At 64.8% G+C, this 14,789-nt stretch carries 15 protein-coding genes; 5 read left to right on the forward strand and 10 right to left on the reverse strand.

The window, feature by feature from the left end; all coding sequences use genetic code 11:
• Position 1: 1 nt before the first annotated feature.
• From E5CHR_RS30025 to E5CHR_RS30040, 4 genes are read right to left on the reverse strand one after another with little or no spacing between them, the layout of a single operon-like run.
• A complete protein-coding gene (locus E5CHR_RS30025) occupies positions 2-814 on the reverse strand; it encodes an alpha/beta hydrolase (protein WP_162583395.1) in 813 nt (270 codons plus the stop codon).
• 4 nt (positions 815-818) lie between these two features.
• The gene (locus tag E5CHR_RS30030; RefSeq protein WP_162583396.1) at positions 819-1,805 is read right to left on the reverse strand and encodes a tripartite tricarboxylate transporter substrate binding protein; all 987 of its coding nucleotides are present in this window, start codon (positions 1,803-1,805) and stop codon (positions 819-821) included.
• A gap of 5 nt (positions 1,806-1,810) precedes the next feature.
• Positions 1,811-2,263, reverse strand: coding sequence for a cupin domain-containing protein (locus E5CHR_RS30035; protein ID WP_162583397.1), 453 nt, complete (start codon positions 2,261-2,263; stop codon positions 1,811-1,813).
• Positions 2,253-3,956: an alkaline phosphatase family protein gene (locus E5CHR_RS30040; RefSeq protein WP_162583398.1), complete on the reverse strand. Its 1,704-nt coding sequence runs from the start codon at positions 3,954-3,956 to the stop codon at positions 2,253-2,255. Before E5CHR_RS30040 ends, E5CHR_RS30035 begins: the two co-directional genes overlap by 11 nt.
• A gap of 115 nt (positions 3,957-4,071) precedes the next feature.
• Between E5CHR_RS30040 and E5CHR_RS30045 the strand changes: the two genes are divergently transcribed.
• Both E5CHR_RS30045 and E5CHR_RS30050 read left to right on the forward strand, forming a co-directional pair.
• Positions 4,072-4,983 carry a LysR family transcriptional regulator gene (locus E5CHR_RS30045; RefSeq protein ID WP_162583399.1) on the forward strand — a complete coding sequence of 304 codons (912 nt, stop codon included), beginning with the start codon at positions 4,072-4,074 and terminating at the stop codon, positions 4,981-4,983.
• Between the two features lie 9 nt (positions 4,984-4,992).
• Positions 4,993-5,883 carry a 1-acyl-sn-glycerol-3-phosphate acyltransferase gene (locus tag E5CHR_RS30050; protein ID WP_162583400.1) on the forward strand — a complete coding sequence of 297 codons (891 nt, stop codon included), beginning with the start codon at positions 4,993-4,995 and terminating at the stop codon, positions 5,881-5,883.
• 123 nt (positions 5,884-6,006) lie between these two features.
• Here E5CHR_RS30050 and E5CHR_RS30055 read toward each other — a convergent pair whose 3' ends face one another.
• From E5CHR_RS30055 to E5CHR_RS30075, 5 genes are all read right to left on the reverse strand, one after another.
• Positions 6,007-6,825 carry a phosphosulfolactate synthase gene (locus E5CHR_RS30055; RefSeq protein WP_162583401.1) on the reverse strand — a complete coding sequence of 273 codons (819 nt, stop codon included), beginning with the start codon at positions 6,823-6,825 and terminating at the stop codon, positions 6,007-6,009.
• A 12-nt stretch (positions 6,826-6,837) separates the two neighbouring features.
• Positions 6,838-7,830, reverse strand: coding sequence for a Bug family tripartite tricarboxylate transporter substrate binding protein (locus tag E5CHR_RS30060; protein ID WP_162583402.1), 993 nt, complete (start codon positions 7,828-7,830; stop codon positions 6,838-6,840).
• Positions 7,831-7,962: 132 nt separating this feature from the next.
• Positions 7,963-8,220 carry a hypothetical protein gene (locus E5CHR_RS30065; RefSeq protein WP_162583403.1) on the reverse strand — a complete coding sequence of 86 codons (258 nt, stop codon included), beginning with the start codon at positions 8,218-8,220 and terminating at the stop codon, positions 7,963-7,965.
• Positions 8,217-9,545 carry an arylsulfatase gene (locus E5CHR_RS30070; protein WP_162583404.1) on the reverse strand — a complete coding sequence of 443 codons (1,329 nt, stop codon included), beginning with the start codon at positions 9,543-9,545 and terminating at the stop codon, positions 8,217-8,219. The genes E5CHR_RS30065 and E5CHR_RS30070 overlap by 4 nt, the downstream gene beginning before the upstream one ends.
• Before the next feature lie 105 nt (positions 9,546-9,650).
• On the reverse strand, positions 9,651-10,553 hold the full coding sequence (locus tag E5CHR_RS30075; protein ID WP_162583405.1) for a LysR family transcriptional regulator: 903 nt from the start codon (positions 10,551-10,553) through the stop codon (positions 9,651-9,653).
• A gap of 218 nt (positions 10,554-10,771) precedes the next feature.
• Here E5CHR_RS30075 and E5CHR_RS30080 point away from each other — a divergent pair, with 218 nt between their 5' ends.
• The 3 genes from E5CHR_RS30080 to E5CHR_RS30090 all read left to right on the forward strand — a co-directional run bounded on the left by E5CHR_RS30080 (position 10,772) and on the right by E5CHR_RS30090 (position 13,916).
• Complete coding sequence (locus tag E5CHR_RS30080) at positions 10,772-11,731, forward strand: LysR family transcriptional regulator (RefSeq protein WP_162583406.1); 960 nt, start codon at positions 10,772-10,774, stop codon at positions 11,729-11,731.
• 70 nt (positions 11,732-11,801) lie between these two features.
• Complete coding sequence (locus E5CHR_RS30085; RefSeq protein WP_162583407.1) at positions 11,802-12,887, forward strand: adenosine deaminase family protein; 1,086 nt, start codon at positions 11,802-11,804, stop codon at positions 12,885-12,887.
• Between the two features lie 24 nt (positions 12,888-12,911).
• Positions 12,912-13,916, forward strand: a complete 1,005-nt coding sequence (locus tag E5CHR_RS30090; protein WP_162583408.1) for a Bug family tripartite tricarboxylate transporter substrate binding protein — start codon at positions 12,912-12,914, stop codon at positions 13,914-13,916.
• Between the two features lie 55 nt (positions 13,917-13,971).
• On the opposite strand, the gene E5CHR_RS30095 is transcribed toward E5CHR_RS30090, so the two are convergent.
• Positions 13,972-14,787 carry an HpcH/HpaI aldolase family protein gene (locus tag E5CHR_RS30095; RefSeq protein ID WP_162583409.1) on the reverse strand — a complete coding sequence of 272 codons (816 nt, stop codon included), beginning with the start codon at positions 14,785-14,787 and terminating at the stop codon, positions 13,972-13,974.
• Positions 14,788-14,789: the final 2 nt, after the last annotated feature.

A 14,789-nucleotide genomic window follows, 5' to 3' on the forward strand; every position in this document is an offset into this window, starting at 1 on the left:
CTCAGGGCTCGCGCAAGAACATGCAGACCTGGTCGAACAAGCGACTGCCCGGAGATGAAAATTGGCGCAGCAAGCTGAAATGGTCGGCCCCTGGCGCAAGGTGCAAGGAGCTCCGGGTTCCCGCCTTGCTCAGCGTCTCGTGAAAGCGCCGGCTCTGCTCGATGAACGCAGGCGTTTCCTCCTCGCCGACCACCACCAGCACAGGTGCCGTCAGCGTGCCTGCGCGATGAAGTGGAGAGCAGGCCGCCGCGCCTGCAGCATCCAGCTCGAGTTTTTGGTTGAGCGTTGTACGCAAGAGGGGCGCGAGGTCGTAGATGCCGCTCATCGCAACAACGCCCGCGATGTCCTGGCCTCCGGACAATGCAAGCTCGACTGCAATGTGCGCGCCGGCGGAGTGCCCCGACAGCAGCAGTGGCGGGTGCTCGTTGTCGTCGACGCCTGCTTGCGCCCTGATCGCGGGTACGCAGGCCTTTGCAGCCCCGACGAGTTCGGGCAGCGATACCGTCGGGCAGAGCGGGTAGTTGACCAGCGCGACATTCAGGCCCGCCGCCGTGTACGCGGGCGCGATGAAGCGGAAGGTCGACTTGTCACGTGATTGCCAGTAGCCCGCATGGAAGTACGCGAGCGTGCCCCTCGGCTTCTCGCGCGCCATGAAGAAGTCGAAGGTCTGGCGTTCCAGTGGCCCGTATCGCACATCGAGGACGCAGGTCTCGGTGCTCACGGCCGCCAGGCTCTCGGCCTCGTACGCGGCGAGCAGCGAAGCAAAGCTCGGGCGCGACTGGCCCTCCACGTACTGAAACTGTGCGTCTTCCATTCTGCTAATCGGCCTTGAGACCCGTGGTCTTCACGAACTGGGTCCAGCGTTGCAGTTCGCTGCGCACGAGCGCGGTGAACTGATCCGGCGAGTTCGTGCCGGCCGCTTCCATGCCGAGCTCGGACAGCCTGTCGCGGATCTGGGGCAACTGCATGATGCTCGTCAGTTCGTGGTTCCACTTGGCGATGATGTCCCGCGGCGTCCCCGCCGGCGCGACGATGCCCTCCCACTCCTTCATGTCGAACCCGGCGATGCCGCTCTCGGCCATCGTCGGGACCGACGGCAGCGCGGTGAGGCGGGTGGGGCTGGTCACGGCCACGGCGCGTAGTTTGCCAGCGTTCACCAGCGGCACGGCCACCGACGTGGTTGCGAACATGGCAGAGACGTAGCCGCCGAGGAGCGCCTGCACGGCTTCCGAAGGCCCCTTGAAAGGCACGTGCAGCATGTCGACCTTGGCAAGTTGCCTGAAGGACTCGCCGAGCAGGTGGGCCGGCGAGCCGTTGCCCCCCGAGCCATAGGTGAGCTTGCCCGGCTGGGTACGCGCAAGTTCCACCAGTTCCTTCGCGCTGCGCGCCGGCACCGAGGGAGGCACCACCAGCACGTTGTACAGCCACACCAGATTGGCGATGGGCACGAAGTCGGCGCTCGTGTCGTAGGGCACCTTCCCGAACAGCGCCGGCAGCACCGTGTGCGTGAGGAACATGACGCCCACCGTGTACCCATCGGGCGCCGCCTTGGCCACCGCGTCCATGCCGATCATTCCCGTGGCGCCGGGACGGTTGTCGACGATGACCGGCTGCTTCCAAGCTTCCTGCAGGCGTTCGGCGACCAGGCGTGCCAGCACATCGGGCGGGCTGCCGGGCGGCAGCGGCACGACGATCTTGATGGGCCTTGCGGGGTAGCCCTGCGCCCAGGCCGGGAGGCTTGCCGCGGCGAGCGGCGCTGCACCCAGCGCGCCCAGGATCCGTCTGCGTTGAATCATGGTGGTCATGGTGTTCATGCCGCCGATGAAACGGGCGGTGCAAAGATGACGTCGTACTCGCGCGCCGCGGCCACCACTTCGGCCGGGCTCGACATGTTGTGGATGCGGCGGTAGAGCGCCTGCAGCTTGCCGGCCGGGGTGGCCCAGAAGAGGGCGGTCACGGGCTCGCCGGTGTTGTTGAAGAAGGCATGCGGGATGCCGCGTGGCATGCGCACCAGGTCGCCGGCGCCGGCCGACGTCTTCTTGCCGCCCAGCATGAGGTCGATGCGCCCGTCGAGCACGAAGATGTACTCGTCCTGGTGAGGGTGGACATGGGGGGGAACGAAGGTCTCGACCGGAAAGGTCGCGTGCCACGAGAAGCTGTCGTCGCTGGTCTGCTTGGGCACGTAGATCTGCCCGAGGATGTTCCACGACACACCGTCGATGCCGGTATGCGCGCGCGTGATGTCGGGGGTTTCAATGGTCATGGGACATTCCTTCCTGGCGAGTGAGGCGATCGAGCGTGGATTTCACAAGGGGGTTGGTCGATGCGAAGCGCGGCTTGAAGCGCTTGCGCGCTTCGCCCAGGTCTTCTTCGTCCCAATAGCCGATGAGGATGCCGCCCTCGGAAATGCGAGGCTGGATCTCCATCGTCTCGATCGCACCGTCCGGGATCGTCACGCGCTGGCGTGGCTGGCGCGCCCAGCGAAACAGCGCCTCGTGCAGGCGCCGGCGAACGCCCTCGTGTTCGGGTGCGGCGCCCAGGTCGACGAATTCGTCCGGGTCGGACGCGAGGTCGAACAGCATCGGACGGTAGCCCTCGGCGAGCACGTACTTCCAGCGGCCATCGGAGATCATCCGCAACCAGGCGTCGCGCGACGGCGTGCCGAGCGCGATGCGCGAATCCTGGAAGGCATAGTCGTACTCGCAGACCACGTGCTCGCGCCAATCGTGCGGACGTTTTCCGAACAGCAGCGGACGCAGCGAGCGGCCGTCCATGATGTGCGGCACCGGCGTGCCGCCGCATGCGTCCAGGAAAGTCGGTGCCAGGTCGATCGCCTCGACCAATGCGTCGCAACGCGTGCCGCGCGTGGCATCGGCGCGCGCGTCGGGGTCGTACACGATCAGCGGTGCGCGGATGATCGGCTCGTGGAACAGGTCCTTCTCACCCATCCAGTGGTCGCCCAGGTAGTCGCCATGGTCCGAGGTGAAGACGATCATCGTCGTCTCCATCAGGCCCCGCTCCTCCAGGAAGGCGAAGAGCTTGCCCAGTTGGTCGTCGATCTGCTTGATCAGGCCCATGTAGCCCGGCATGACGGCGTCGCGCACGCCCTCGCGCGAGAAGGTCCTGGACACGCGGTGCTTCATCATGGCGTCGTACACCGGGTGAGGGTCACGGCGCTCGGCCTCCGAGCGAACCACCGGCAACGCGTCCTCTGCCTTGTACATGCTGGCGTAGGGTTCGGGAACGATGTAGGGCCAGTGCGGCTTGATGTACGACAGGTGCAGGCACCAGGGCTGCTCGCCGGATTCGGCGATGAAGTCCATCGCGCGGCGGGTGATGTAGGGCGTCTCGGAGTGCTCGTCGGGCACGCGGGCCGCCCGGTTCGAGTACTTCAGGAACCAGCCGGAACGGATCTGGCCGTCGTCGTCGACGGTGGAGTTGGCCCATTGCTCCCACGGGTTGTCGCCGTCGAAGCCCTGCTTGCGCAGGTAGTCGTTGTAGCTCGGGTCCGGGTCATGGCCGGAGTAGGGATGGATGCCGTCGTCGCGCTCGTACGGGTCGAAGCCGCATTCGGCAATGCGCATTCCGATGGTGGAAGCCGGGTCGATGCCCAGGCGCGACATCCCTGCCAGGTCGGCGCGCATGTGGGTCTTGCCGACCAGCACCGAGCGCACGCCCAGCGGGCGCAGGTGGTCGCCGATGGTCATCTCGCCCGCCTTCAGCGGCACGAAGTTCCAGCTCGCACCGTGCGAGTGAACGTAGCGGCCGGTGTAGTAGCTCATGCGCGATGGCCCGCAAACCGGCGATTGCACGTAGGCGCGGTCGAAGATCACGCCGCGCGCGGCCAGCGCATCGAGGTTCGGCGTCTTCAGCCTGGGATGGCCGAAGCACGACAAGTGGTCTGCGCGAAGCTGGTCGCACATGATGAAGAGGATGTTCTTCACGCTTCGGTTCATGCCGGTTCCTGTCGTGGGTGGGTATGCGTCGAATGCTAGAGGCCGCATCGGCCCCTGTCGCGTCACATGTTCTTATGCCGATTACCATGGGTTATCGCTATCCTCGGGGCTCACCATGCGGCTCCAGCATCTTCATCTGCTGCTGACTCTTGCCAGGACGGGCAGCCTGCGCGCCTCGGCCCAGGCGCTCAACGTGTCCCAGCCGGCGCTGACCAAGGCCTTGCGCCAGCTCGAGGACGAGTTCGGCACCACCCTCGTGATACGCACGCCCAAGGGAGTACGGCTCGCGCCCGCCGGCGAACTGATCGCGGCACGCGCCGCGACGGTCGTGCGTGAAATCGATCGAGCGCGTGAAGAGGTCGCTTGGCACCTGCGGCATGCCGAGGCGCAGGTGACCGTCGGCGTATCACCGGTGGCGGCGATCTTGCTGGCGCCTGGCGCGGTCGAGCGCTTCGGCGCCCGGTGGCCCCAGGTCAGCCTGCGCATGCGCGATGCGCTCTATCCCCGCGCCTTGGAGCAGGTGCGCGCCGGCGAGCTCGACATGGCGCTGGGGCCTTTGCCGACGGAGGGGGTCGGCCGGGACCTGGTCGTCCAGCCGCTCTTCGACAGCGCATCGGTGCTCGTCGCCCGGCGCAGCCATCCACTGGCGCGCGCCAAGAAGCTTTCGGAGCTGCTCGACACCGGCTGGGTCCTGACCGGGCCGCCTGGCGGGCCCGGCGACCCCCGCAACATTTCGTTCGACGCGACGGGTGCCCGCACGCCGCAAGTCCGGCTCGAATGCGAGTCCTTTGCCACGCTGCTCGCGCTCATGCCGAGACTGGACGTGATCGGGATCATGCCCAAGGGCTTCTTCGATCGCCATGGTCCCGCAATGAACCTCGTCAGGTTGCCGATTGCCGACGTGCTGCCCGACACGACGATCCACGTGCTGCACCGCGCCGACGCGCCGCTGACGCTGCCGGCGCAGCGGCTGCTGGATTCGTTCCTGGCGGAAGCCCATGCGTTGCGGACATCGCCTCACCGCTGACCTCGGCAAATGACCACTCCCGCGGCACCCTCGATCGAGACGCTGACCGAGATCAACATCGTCGACCTGCTGGATTCGACGGGCCTGTTGTGCCTGCGTGGCACGCCGCTGCGACGCGTGTTCAGGCCTGTGGCCCGCCGCTTTGCGCGGACCGCGCACGAGTTCGACGCGCGCGTCGGTGCGCACGGCCTCGCGCAAGGCAGCGCGTGGCTGGTGGACCGGATGACGGCTGGCATCGTCACCCTTGGCCTGGAACACGTGCCGCGGCAGGGCCCTGTGGTCATCCTGGCCAACCACCCGGGAATGACCGACACCGTCGCGCTCTTCGCCAGTCTCGCGTCTCGTCCCGACCTTCGGGTGATTGCGTCGGACCGCCCCTTTCTTCGCGCCTTGCCCAACGTCGCGCGGCATCTGATTTTTCTGCCGGATGACGAAGGCGGGCGCATGGCCGTCGTACGCACTGCCGCCCGGCATTTGCAGGAAGGCGGCGCCCTGCTGACTTTTCCGGCGGGAGACATCGAGCCGGACCCCGCCGCCTTCGGCGCGGACCGGGCCATTGCGTCATTGCAGAACTGGTCGAACAGCTATGCCTTGTTCGGCAGGCTGGTGCCGCGAACGCGGTTCGTGCCGGCGCTCGTGAGCCATGTCATTTCACCGGATGCACAGCGGCATCCGCTGACCTTGTTGCGTCGCACGGCGCGGGACAGGGAGAAGCTGGCCACGGCGTTGCAGGTGGCGCTGGCGCGGTATCGGAATCTGGTGGCGAGAGTGACGTTCGGGAGTTCGCCGAATTCAAGAGCAGGAGGGGCGCAAGCCCTTGACGCATGCATTGCTGCGCAGATGCTGCAGCTTATCGATACGGACGCGCGGCGGCGCTCCCAAGCAGTCCTTGGACCGTAGCCACGAGGCAGTCGAGGCCGCCGCAGACAAGCTAGGCACGGGCCGTCGGTACGTTCAAGCACGACATCCACAGCACGAGCAGCCGCAGGAACTCGAAAAACGCGTCCGCGCCAACTCCAAGAGCTAGAGTTCTTCGGGTTCGAATCCCGCCAAGCGATAGGCCCCTTGAGGATGTGAGGTGTCGCCAGCGAAGCCGCGGCGTACCAGCTCAGTCAAATACATCTCGTCCCACTCGATGTTCGCAAGGTTGACTTCGGTTCCCAACTCCTTGACTAGCCAAGCGCAGATCTTGTGCTTGTAGTCCCTGGAAACCCCGGGAATGACAACCACCGGGAGTTCGTAGATCAACTTTTCAACAGGAAACCGACGCGCCAGCTCCGCGATGAGCTCCCCGCGCACCGTGTTACCCGAGAACAATTCGGACGCTTCAAGGAACACCCAATCTGCACCTGCATCTAGGCAGACCTGAACGTCGTGGATCAGCGTTGGGTCGTCTAGCGAGCCTTCCTTGCGACCTACCTCTCCGAAGACCTTCAGTCCTGTGTCCTTGGCGAGCTTGATGGCGGCACTTTTGTCTTTTGCACTAAGCTTAAGAAGGTTGTCCGACACTTCGATTCCGCTGAACCCCGTGGCCACGACGTCGTCGACGAACTTCTCATAGCGGCCGGTCTTCAGCGCCAGTTCGGCAAACAGACCTCCTGGTGAAGTCGAGATCCCGTGCGCCGCGTACTGCGCCAGCTTGGAGCGGAGCAGCTCGGCGGGCATGAAGCGCGCGATACCCGCGGCGATCTTCGCGAAGTCGATGTATTCGCCCGCAGATTCGACGGTGTCAGTTTGCCGAGACAGGCCCATGCCCCAGTCGATCATCATCGCCAGCCCATTGGTGCGAGGCTTGGCTTGACGTTCCGGAATGGCGAAGTCTTGGAATGCGGTGGTAATCACGAGATCTGTCTTTCAGTCGAGTTTGAGATGCGCCTTCTCCGCGAGCACCTTCCAGCGCTGCAAGTCTTGCGTGACGAAGGTGTTGGTCTGTGCAGGCGTCGCGTACTCGGCATCGATTCCCACCTTGGAGAACCCGGAGGAGACATCGGGCTCCTTCAGGATCGTGCTGATCGCTGCACTCACCTTCTGAACGCGGTCGGCTGGCACGCCGGCGGGGGCTGCAACGACGAACCACTGTGTTGCTTCGAAGCCCGGGAGGGTTTCGGCAAGCGTCGGCACATCCGGCAGATTCTTCGACCTTGTCGCGGTCGTCACTGCATAGGGCTTCAGCTTGCCGGCCTGGATGTGCGGAAGCACCGAGGTGATGCCAAGAACACCCAGGTTGACCTGGCCGCCAATGACATCCGTGACCGCTTGCGCACCGCCTTCGTAGGGAATGTGATTGACGCTGACACCAGCCATCTGGGCGAAAAGTTCACCTGCAAGGTGCTGGGCGGTGCCGTTGCCAGACGACACATAGTTGAAGCTCTGCGGCTTCGCCTTGGTCGCTGTGATCAGTTCCTTGACGGTTCCCGGGAGCGGCTCGGCCATCGTCCCGAACAGCACGGCCGGGCCCTTGCCAAGCATCGCTACAGCGGCGAGCTCCTTGCCGACCTGTGGGGAGGGCGTCGCGCTCAGAACAGGCCCTGGGACGGTCACGAGGGTGTATCCGTCCGCAGGCGCCTTGGCTGCAAAGTTCAGGGCAATGACTCCTGCCGCGCCAGGACGGTTGTCCACAACCACCGGCTGCCCTAACAGAGCTTCGAGTCGGCGTGCGACGATGCGAGTAGCAGAGTCTGCGCTGCCGCCTGCCGGCCAGCCGACCACCCAAGTGATGGTCTTGCTGGGATAGGTGGGAGCGCCGGTCGTCTGGGCCGTCGCGCTTTGGGCAATGCCGGCCAGCGCAACAATCGTCAAGCACGATGCGACAGCTCGACGGGTGATGTGAAGGTTCGGTAGATGCATGGAGATCCTCGTGGAGTGGAGTTGATGAAAGCAAGACCTAGCTGTCGCCGGATCCCGATGCGCCGGTGGGAAGACGCATGGCATCAGCGATGGCGCGAGCGACGTGGGGCCGGTTTGAAGGCGCAAAGCCGGTCATGCATGCTCGACCGGACCTGAGCATGTAGATGGCGGATGTCTGGCGCAGTCGTCGACTTGTTGCGCCGTGAGGCCGGTGTAGCTGAACATGCCCCGCTGCCGAGTCATGCATGAAAAGTCTTCGCCGGGCAGCATCGACTCCAGGACGCCGCCAAGGCCCGTGCGCATGCGAGCATCTCGGCCGAATTCCTCGTTGAGCGACAGGATCGGATCACCGGCGAAGGGTTGAACCTGGGCGAAATGCATGGCGCTCACTTCGGGTCCTTCGCACCTGGCTTGACGTTCGGGAAAGACTCCACGCTGTCGTTGAAGGCCTTAACCATGCGCAACATCGGGCCTAGCACCCAAGTGTTGAACACGAGGATGTCAGTCTCTTCCTTCGGATCGCGCGTCAGGTTGAAAAGGTACGGCGACTCGAGCTTGCCCTTGCCTTCGTTGACTTCTGGCTCCCAGTAGAAGTGCAACTTCCAATCCCTCCACTTGAGCGCACGCATTTCCTGCTTGATGTAGAAGATGAAGCCTTCGCGCGCCGACTTCGACTCGTTCTTGAAGAGGAAGTCGGCTTGGTCGACGCCGTCGATGGGTCGGTCCGTCGGAATGCTTGCGCCGGCCAGCCTTGCAAGCGTCGTGAAGATGTCGGTGACATGGACGATCTCGTTGCTGACGCGGCCGGGGTCAATGCGCCCAGGCCAACGAGCGATGAAGGGGACACGCAAGCTTCCTTCCATGGCTGTGTGGTACGTGCCTCTCCACGGGCCTGCGGTGCCGCGGAACGGGGCGCGGAACTCCGGGCCGTTGTCGCTGCAGAAAATCAACAGCGTGTTGTCCGAGATGCCAAGGCGGCTGACCTCGTCGACAACCTGGCCGACGCGATGATCCATTTCGGCCATCGAATCTGCGAAGTCCCCGTTTCCTGTCCTGCCCGCAAAGTCGCGATGTGGCAGCGTGGGAAAGTGCAAATGGACCAGAGGCAAGTACAGAAAGAACGGCTTCTTTGCTTGAACATGCCGGTTCATGAACTCGTTGCTCTTTGCTACCAGTTCCTCGTCGATTGTTCGGCGGGACTCCAGGTCGTACAGCTTGACCTGCCTGGAACGCTGGCCGGCTTTGCCCTCCATGATGTAGGGCAGGTCGGCAACGGAAGAGTCATAGCCAACGGACGAGGTGAACTGGCTCTCGTCGGTCGTTCTCGGGATTCCATACCACTCATCGAAGCCGCGATCCGAGGGATAACGTCCTTCGATGTCCCCTAGATGCCACTTGCCGAAATGTGCCGTGGCGTAGCCCTGCGCAGAAAGAAGCTGTGCAAGCGTCAGTTCCCAGCGCGTCAGGCCCTGAGGCAGACCAGGGGGGACGGACTGCAGGCTGCCAGTACGGATCGGATGGCGACCGGTCATCAACGCGGAACGCGTGGGAACGCAGTCGCTTTCGACGTTGAAGTTCTGCAGAAGGACGCCTTCTTCAGCAAAGGCGTCGATGCGGGGGGTCGGGGCACCGCGTAATGCGCCCCCTCCATAGCAACCGAGTTCACCCCATCCGAGGTTGTCGGCGACGATGAGGACGATGTTGGGCTGAGTCATGGCGAGAGTTCACGAGTTCGAAAACTGTGAGACTCACGCCAGAAGCGCACCTGTGGCATTCTTTGTGAGAACTTTTTCCATTCTCACAGGGCATACGTCGGGAAATTACCTGCGCCTTGGGCGCGCTGCATCCAGAAGCAGCCCCCTGAACTCGACCATCAGATGCGACCATTTCGCGTCTGGCCGCGTCAGCAGCACGACTGAACGTTTGATGTGCAGCTCTGAGAGGGAGAGCGGCATCACCCTGCCAAGCCAACCACGCAATAGCGGTGCTCGAACGAGCGCAAGGAGATCAGTCGACGAGATGATTTCCAGCGCCGCCTCGGACATGTAGTCCACTTCCAGTGCCACGTGAGGAACTGGCTGATGATTGCGCTGAAATACGCTGTTGAGCAGCTGACGAGCGGCACTGTTTTGCGATGCCATTACCCAGGGGTAGGGCGTGAGATCGGCCAGCGTCAAGTCAGGGTTGCTTGCCAACGGATGCTGCACGCGTGCGACCAGGCGCGAGTCTTCCTCCGCCAGGCTCAATTGAGTGCAGCTCCAGTGTTGACCCGGGTATGCCGGGGCTATTGCCATGTCGAGAAGGCCATCCTCCACCGCAGAATTGAGCTCGTCAGACTTGCCGATCCGAAGCTGCAACCTGACAGCAGGGCGACGACGCACCAATTCGGACATCGCATGCACCACGTTGCTCTCTCCGGGACTGGTGATACCGATGCGCAAGAGCCCTGAGTGGCGGGCCCGAAGCTCACTCGCCATTCGTACGAGCTCGAAGTGCTGCGCCTCGTAGCGGCGTGCCGTTTCGTGGAACAGTTCACCTTCGTTCGTGAGCTTGGCTCCGTGAATTCCCCTCTCGAGCAGCGGGACGCCTGCTTCGTCCTCGAGTCGCCGCAGCGCTTTCGACACCGAGGGCTGTGTCAGGCCAATGTTCGCTGCAGCTCGGCTAAGGCTGCCGGAGCGCACGACCTCTAGAAAGGTGGAGATATCACTACGGGAGAAGTCCATGCGGTCCAGGAATGAGTTTGGGCTCGCTGGAGAATATCCCAGGGCGCATGTCTGGCTAGCATCAAGATTGAAGGAGTTTCCAGACTCGTCTTCGTCTCGATTTCACCGGTGCAGCCCCAGGCTGCGTCTCCTAGCCAACGGAGCGCGGCAGCAAAGCAGTCGCTCAAGTCGAGCCAGCAGACAACGACAGCCTGGCGTGTCTACGGCACACTGATGTCATGCCACTCCCACCCGAGCCAGATGGCGATGCAGCACGGCGCCTGGACGAGCCGCTGCTCCGCTCCCTGCATGCATTGCTCAGCGAGTCCGGGGTGTCCCAGGCTGCCTCCCGCCTGGGCATTGCCCAATCTGCCATGAGTCGTCACCTGGCCGTTCTGCGCCGCCTGATCGGCGACCCGCTCCTGATCAGGGTCGGGAATCGCATGGCGCTTACCGAACGGGCCCAGGAACTGGTCGCCCCCACGCGGCGCATCCTGGCGGACATGTCGCTGCTGGTGTCCCATGCGATTGCACGGCCCTTGCGCGATCTGCGCCGCAGCTTCCGGATCGCCACCTACGACTTCATGCCCAAGGCCTTCTTCGCCCAGCTCGCCGAGCGCATCGGCCGCGATGCGCCCGAGTGCGACCTGGTCATCCGCGGCCTGGGCTCGCGCTTCGAGCACTACCGGCAGCTTGCGGACGGCGACGTGGACCTGGTGATCACCGTCTGGCCGGAACTGCCGGAACACCTGCGCGCCACTGGCCTGCTCAACGAACCGCTGGTGTGCGTGCTTCGCCCCGGCCATCCGCTGGCTGACGCCGGCGCCCTGACGCTGGAAAGCTATGAGCGGGCCAGGCATCTGACCTCCCTCGAGCACGTGCCGGGGCGGGGCACGGTCATCGATGCCCAGCTGGCCGATCTGGGCGTGACGCTGCGCACCCTGGTGCACACCCAATTCCTGAGCCTGGCCCCCAGCATCCTGTCGCGCACCGACCTCGTCTTCACGACGGGGCGCCTGCTGGCCGAGGACTTCGCGCGCGAGCACGGCCTGGTCATCGTGCCCTTTCCTGCCAAGATCAAGCCGATGCGCTACCGGCTCGTGTGGCACGAGCGCACGCACACCGACCATGCCTTGCGCTGGCTCCGGGAAGAACTGGCGGCGGCGGCGCGCGCCCTGGCCCACCGGCCGAGGTCATGACAACGCTGTCATAACCCGACACCCGCCCCAGCCCTGGGCCGGGTACGTGCCGGCCGATAAGGTTCGCTGCATGCATGAACCTCCAGCCAATTCATTCGCGTCCGGCGTCGTCCCTGCGCAGTTGCTGAAGCAGCTGCCCAAGGTGGACCTGCATCTGCACATCGCAGGTACTCTGCGGCCTGCCACCCTGGCCGAGCTCGCGCGCCGCCACGGACTGCCCCTGCCCCGTCCCGTGGACAGGCTGTACGCCTATCGCGACTTCTACGATTTCATCGACGTGCTGCGATTGAGCGCGCGCGCGGTGCGTACCGCCGCCGACTTCGAACGCATGGCCTACGAGGCAATCGAGGACGCCGCCGCCGCCGGCACGCGACATGTGGAGATGTCCTTCAATCCGCAGTACTACATGCCGACGCAGGTGCCCTACCGGGTCCAGATCGACGGCCTCGCAGCGGGGGTGCAGGCGGCCCGGTCCGACTTCGGCTGCTCCGCCTTGCTCATCGCCTCGCTTGACCGAGGCCTGCCGATGGACAGTGCCGAACACGCCATGGCCGACATCATCTCGCAGCCGCATGACCTCGTCGTGGGAATCGGCGTGGACGGGCCTGAGCGGGAAGGCCCGCCCGCCAAGCTGGCGCCGCTCTTCGAGCGTGCGGGTCGAGCGGGCCTTCGCCGCACCGCCCACGTGTGCGAAGACAACCAGACACCGCAGGAGGCCCCGCCTTCGAACGTGCGTGACTGCCTGCTCATGCTCGGCTGCGACCGCCTGGACCACGGCTACAACCTGCTGGCAGACGACGACGGAGTCCATCGTGCGCGGGATGGCGGTGTGTACTTCTGCGTGTGCGGCATCACGAGCGTCAAGCGCAACCAGACGCGCAGGCTGCAGGGCATTCGCGCGATGCGGGAGGCCGGTCTCCGGCTGACACTCAACACGGACGACCCGGCGATGTTCCACACCGATCAGACCCACACCCTCGGCACGGTGCTCGAGGGTTGCGGCTGGTCCTGGAAGGAGGCCTGCGAATTCAGCCTGGCGGGCGTCGATGCCTCCTGGCTGGATGCGGATGCCAAGCGCGCGCTGCGGCAGCGCTTCGAGCATGAGATTGCTGCGCTCACCGATGCGCCAGGCACGAGCACACCCGCCATTCAATGACCGCTCACCATGCAGGAGCCTTTCATGATCCCGTTCACTTCCTTCTCCCGCCGCTGGTTCAGCGGCCTTCTGGGCGCGCTGGCGGTCCTGGGTGCAACCGGCGCACAGTCGGCCGGTCCGGAATGGCCTGCGCAGCCCCTGACCATCCTCGTGCCCTACTCCGCCGGCGGCAACGTGGATACGCTCGCGCGCTGGATTGCACCTGAGCTCTCCAGGCGTCTGGGCCAACCGGTCGTCATAGAGAACCTGCCCGGCGCCGGCGGCATCATCGGCACCGCGAAGGTCGTGCGCGCAAAGCCGGATGGCTACACCCTGTTGATGTCGGTGGAGAGCGCCGTGGTCATCGCCAAGATGGTCACACCCTCCACGGTGTCCTACGACGGCCTGCTGGACCTCCAGCCGGTCACGCTGCTGGGCGCCCAACCGCTGGCCCTGGTCGGCCGGACGGGGCTGCCTGCCAAGTCGGCTACCGAGTTGTTCAAGGACATGAGGGATCACCCCGGCAAATACAGCTACGCCACCTCCGGCGTCGGTACCTCGCTGCATCTCGGCGGCGAGATGCTCCAGCAGATGGGGGCCGTGAACATGGTCCATGTGCCCTACAGGAACGGCCCGCAGATCGTCACCGACCTCAGCGGCAATCAGCTCGATCTTGCCGTGCTGCCCCTGTCGATGGTGATGCAGCAGGCGCGCGCGAAGCAAGTGCGAATCTACGGCGTGATGGACGACAAGCCCTCGGTCGCGATGCCGGAGGCGCCCATGCTGGGCCAAGACGAGCCCGCCTGGCGCGGCGCCAACGTCACCGTCTGGCAGGGGATCTTCGTGCCCAAGGGTACGCCCAGCGGGATCGTTGCCCGCCTCGACGAGACGCTTCGTGCCGTGCTGCAGGAGCCCGGGGTGCGCAAGAACTTTGCTGACGGCGGCGTCACACCGATGGGGCTCGGGCCTGCCGAGTTCTCGCGCTTTCTGCAGGCGGAACAGAACAAGTTCGGCGCCGTCGTGACCAAGGGGCAGATCAAGGCTGAATAGTGAGCTTCAGATGGCCAGGCCGTCGATCTTGCGCGTCCCTTGCAAGAGACGCAGCCTAGTACGTCACCTTGGCCTGGGGCGGTTGGTGCAACGCGAAACGCGCCGCTGCGGCCTCGGCGCCGCGCGCGAGGATCTGGAGGTCCATCGCCACCGCGACGAACAGGGCGCCGGCACTGAGGCACTCGCGTGCCCTGGTCTCGTCGAGCATCAGGATGCCGGGCGCCTTGCCCTTGGCACGAATGCGGCGGATTGCGTCGTCGATGGCCGCCTTGACTTCGGGATGCCCAGGGTTGCCTGGATGACCGAGACCGGCGGAAAGGTCCGCAGGCCCGATGAACACTCCGTCGACGCCGTCGACGTCCACGATCGCATCGAGCTCGTCGAGTGCAGCAGGGGTCTCGACCTGCACCAGGACGCAGAGTTCATCTTGCGCGCCCTGGATGTAGTCGCGAGTACGCCCAAAGTTGGAGGCTCTCACGGAGCCGCCCATGCCGCGAATGCCGGCAGGCGCGTACCGGGTGGCAGCAACAGCCGCCTGCGCCTCGGCCGCGCTTTGGACAAAGGGCAGCAACAGGCTCTGCGCCCCGATGTCGAGGTAGCGCTTGATCATCACTGCATCGTTCCAGTCGGGCCGAACCACCGCCGCGGTTCGCCGCAACGGGTCCGCTGGCACTGCCGCCTGGACCGCCTGCAACTGGTTCAGCATGCGCGGCACGTCCGTCGGCGTGTGTTCCGTATCGAGAAGCATCCAGTCGAAGCCAGCACCCGCGACGATTTCCGAAACATAGGGGTCTGGCAAGGTCGACCAAAGGCCGATCTGCGGCTGTCCGGCGGCGAGGGCGCGCTTGAATGCATTGGTAGGTACTGGCATGC

Origin of the sequence: Variovorax sp. PBS-H4 (assembly GCF_901827205.1) — a bacterium.
Lineage (GTDB): Bacteria > Pseudomonadota > Gammaproteobacteria > Burkholderiales > Burkholderiaceae_C > Variovorax.

Excerpts from the sequence above, each read along its gene's own strand:
- E5CHR_RS30075 (WP_162583405.1), bottom strand. The coding sequence starts at position 10,553 with ATGGACTTCTCCCGTAGTGATATCTCCACCTTTCTAGAGGTCGTGCGC.
- E5CHR_RS30080 (WP_162583406.1), top strand. The coding sequence starts at position 10,772 with ATGCCACTCCCACCCGAGCCAGATGGCGATGCAGCACGGCGCCTGGAC.
- E5CHR_RS30090 (WP_162583408.1), top strand. The coding sequence starts at position 12,912 with ATGATCCCGTTCACTTCCTTCTCCCGCCGCTGGTTCAGCGGCCTTCTG.
- E5CHR_RS30050 (WP_162583400.1), top strand. The coding sequence starts at position 4,993 with ATGACCACTCCCGCGGCACCCTCGATCGAGACGCTGACCGAGATCAAC.
- E5CHR_RS30040 (WP_162583398.1), bottom strand. The coding sequence starts at position 3,956 with ATGAACCGAAGCGTGAAGAACATCCTCTTCATCATGTGCGACCAGCTT.
- E5CHR_RS30035 (WP_162583397.1), bottom strand. The coding sequence starts at position 2,263 with ATGACCATTGAAACCCCCGACATCACGCGCGCGCATACCGGCATCGAC.
- E5CHR_RS30060 (WP_162583402.1), bottom strand. The coding sequence starts at position 7,830 with ATGCATCTACCGAACCTTCACATCACCCGTCGAGCTGTCGCATCGTGC.
- E5CHR_RS30045 (WP_162583399.1), top strand. The coding sequence starts at position 4,072 with ATGCGGCTCCAGCATCTTCATCTGCTGCTGACTCTTGCCAGGACGGGC.
- E5CHR_RS30095 (WP_162583409.1), bottom strand. The coding sequence starts at position 14,787 with ATGCCAGTACCTACCAATGCATTCAAGCGCGCCCTCGCCGCCGGACAG.
- E5CHR_RS30085 (WP_162583407.1), top strand. The coding sequence starts at position 11,802 with ATGCATGAACCTCCAGCCAATTCATTCGCGTCCGGCGTCGTCCCTGCG.
- E5CHR_RS30070 (WP_162583404.1), bottom strand. The coding sequence starts at position 9,545 with ATGACTCAGCCCAACATCGTCCTCATCGTCGCCGACAACCTCGGATGG.
- E5CHR_RS30030 (WP_162583396.1), bottom strand. The coding sequence starts at position 1,805 with ATGACCACCATGATTCAACGCAGACGGATCCTGGGCGCGCTGGGTGCA.
- E5CHR_RS30025 (WP_162583395.1), bottom strand. The coding sequence starts at position 814 with ATGGAAGACGCACAGTTTCAGTACGTGGAGGGCCAGTCGCGCCCGAGC.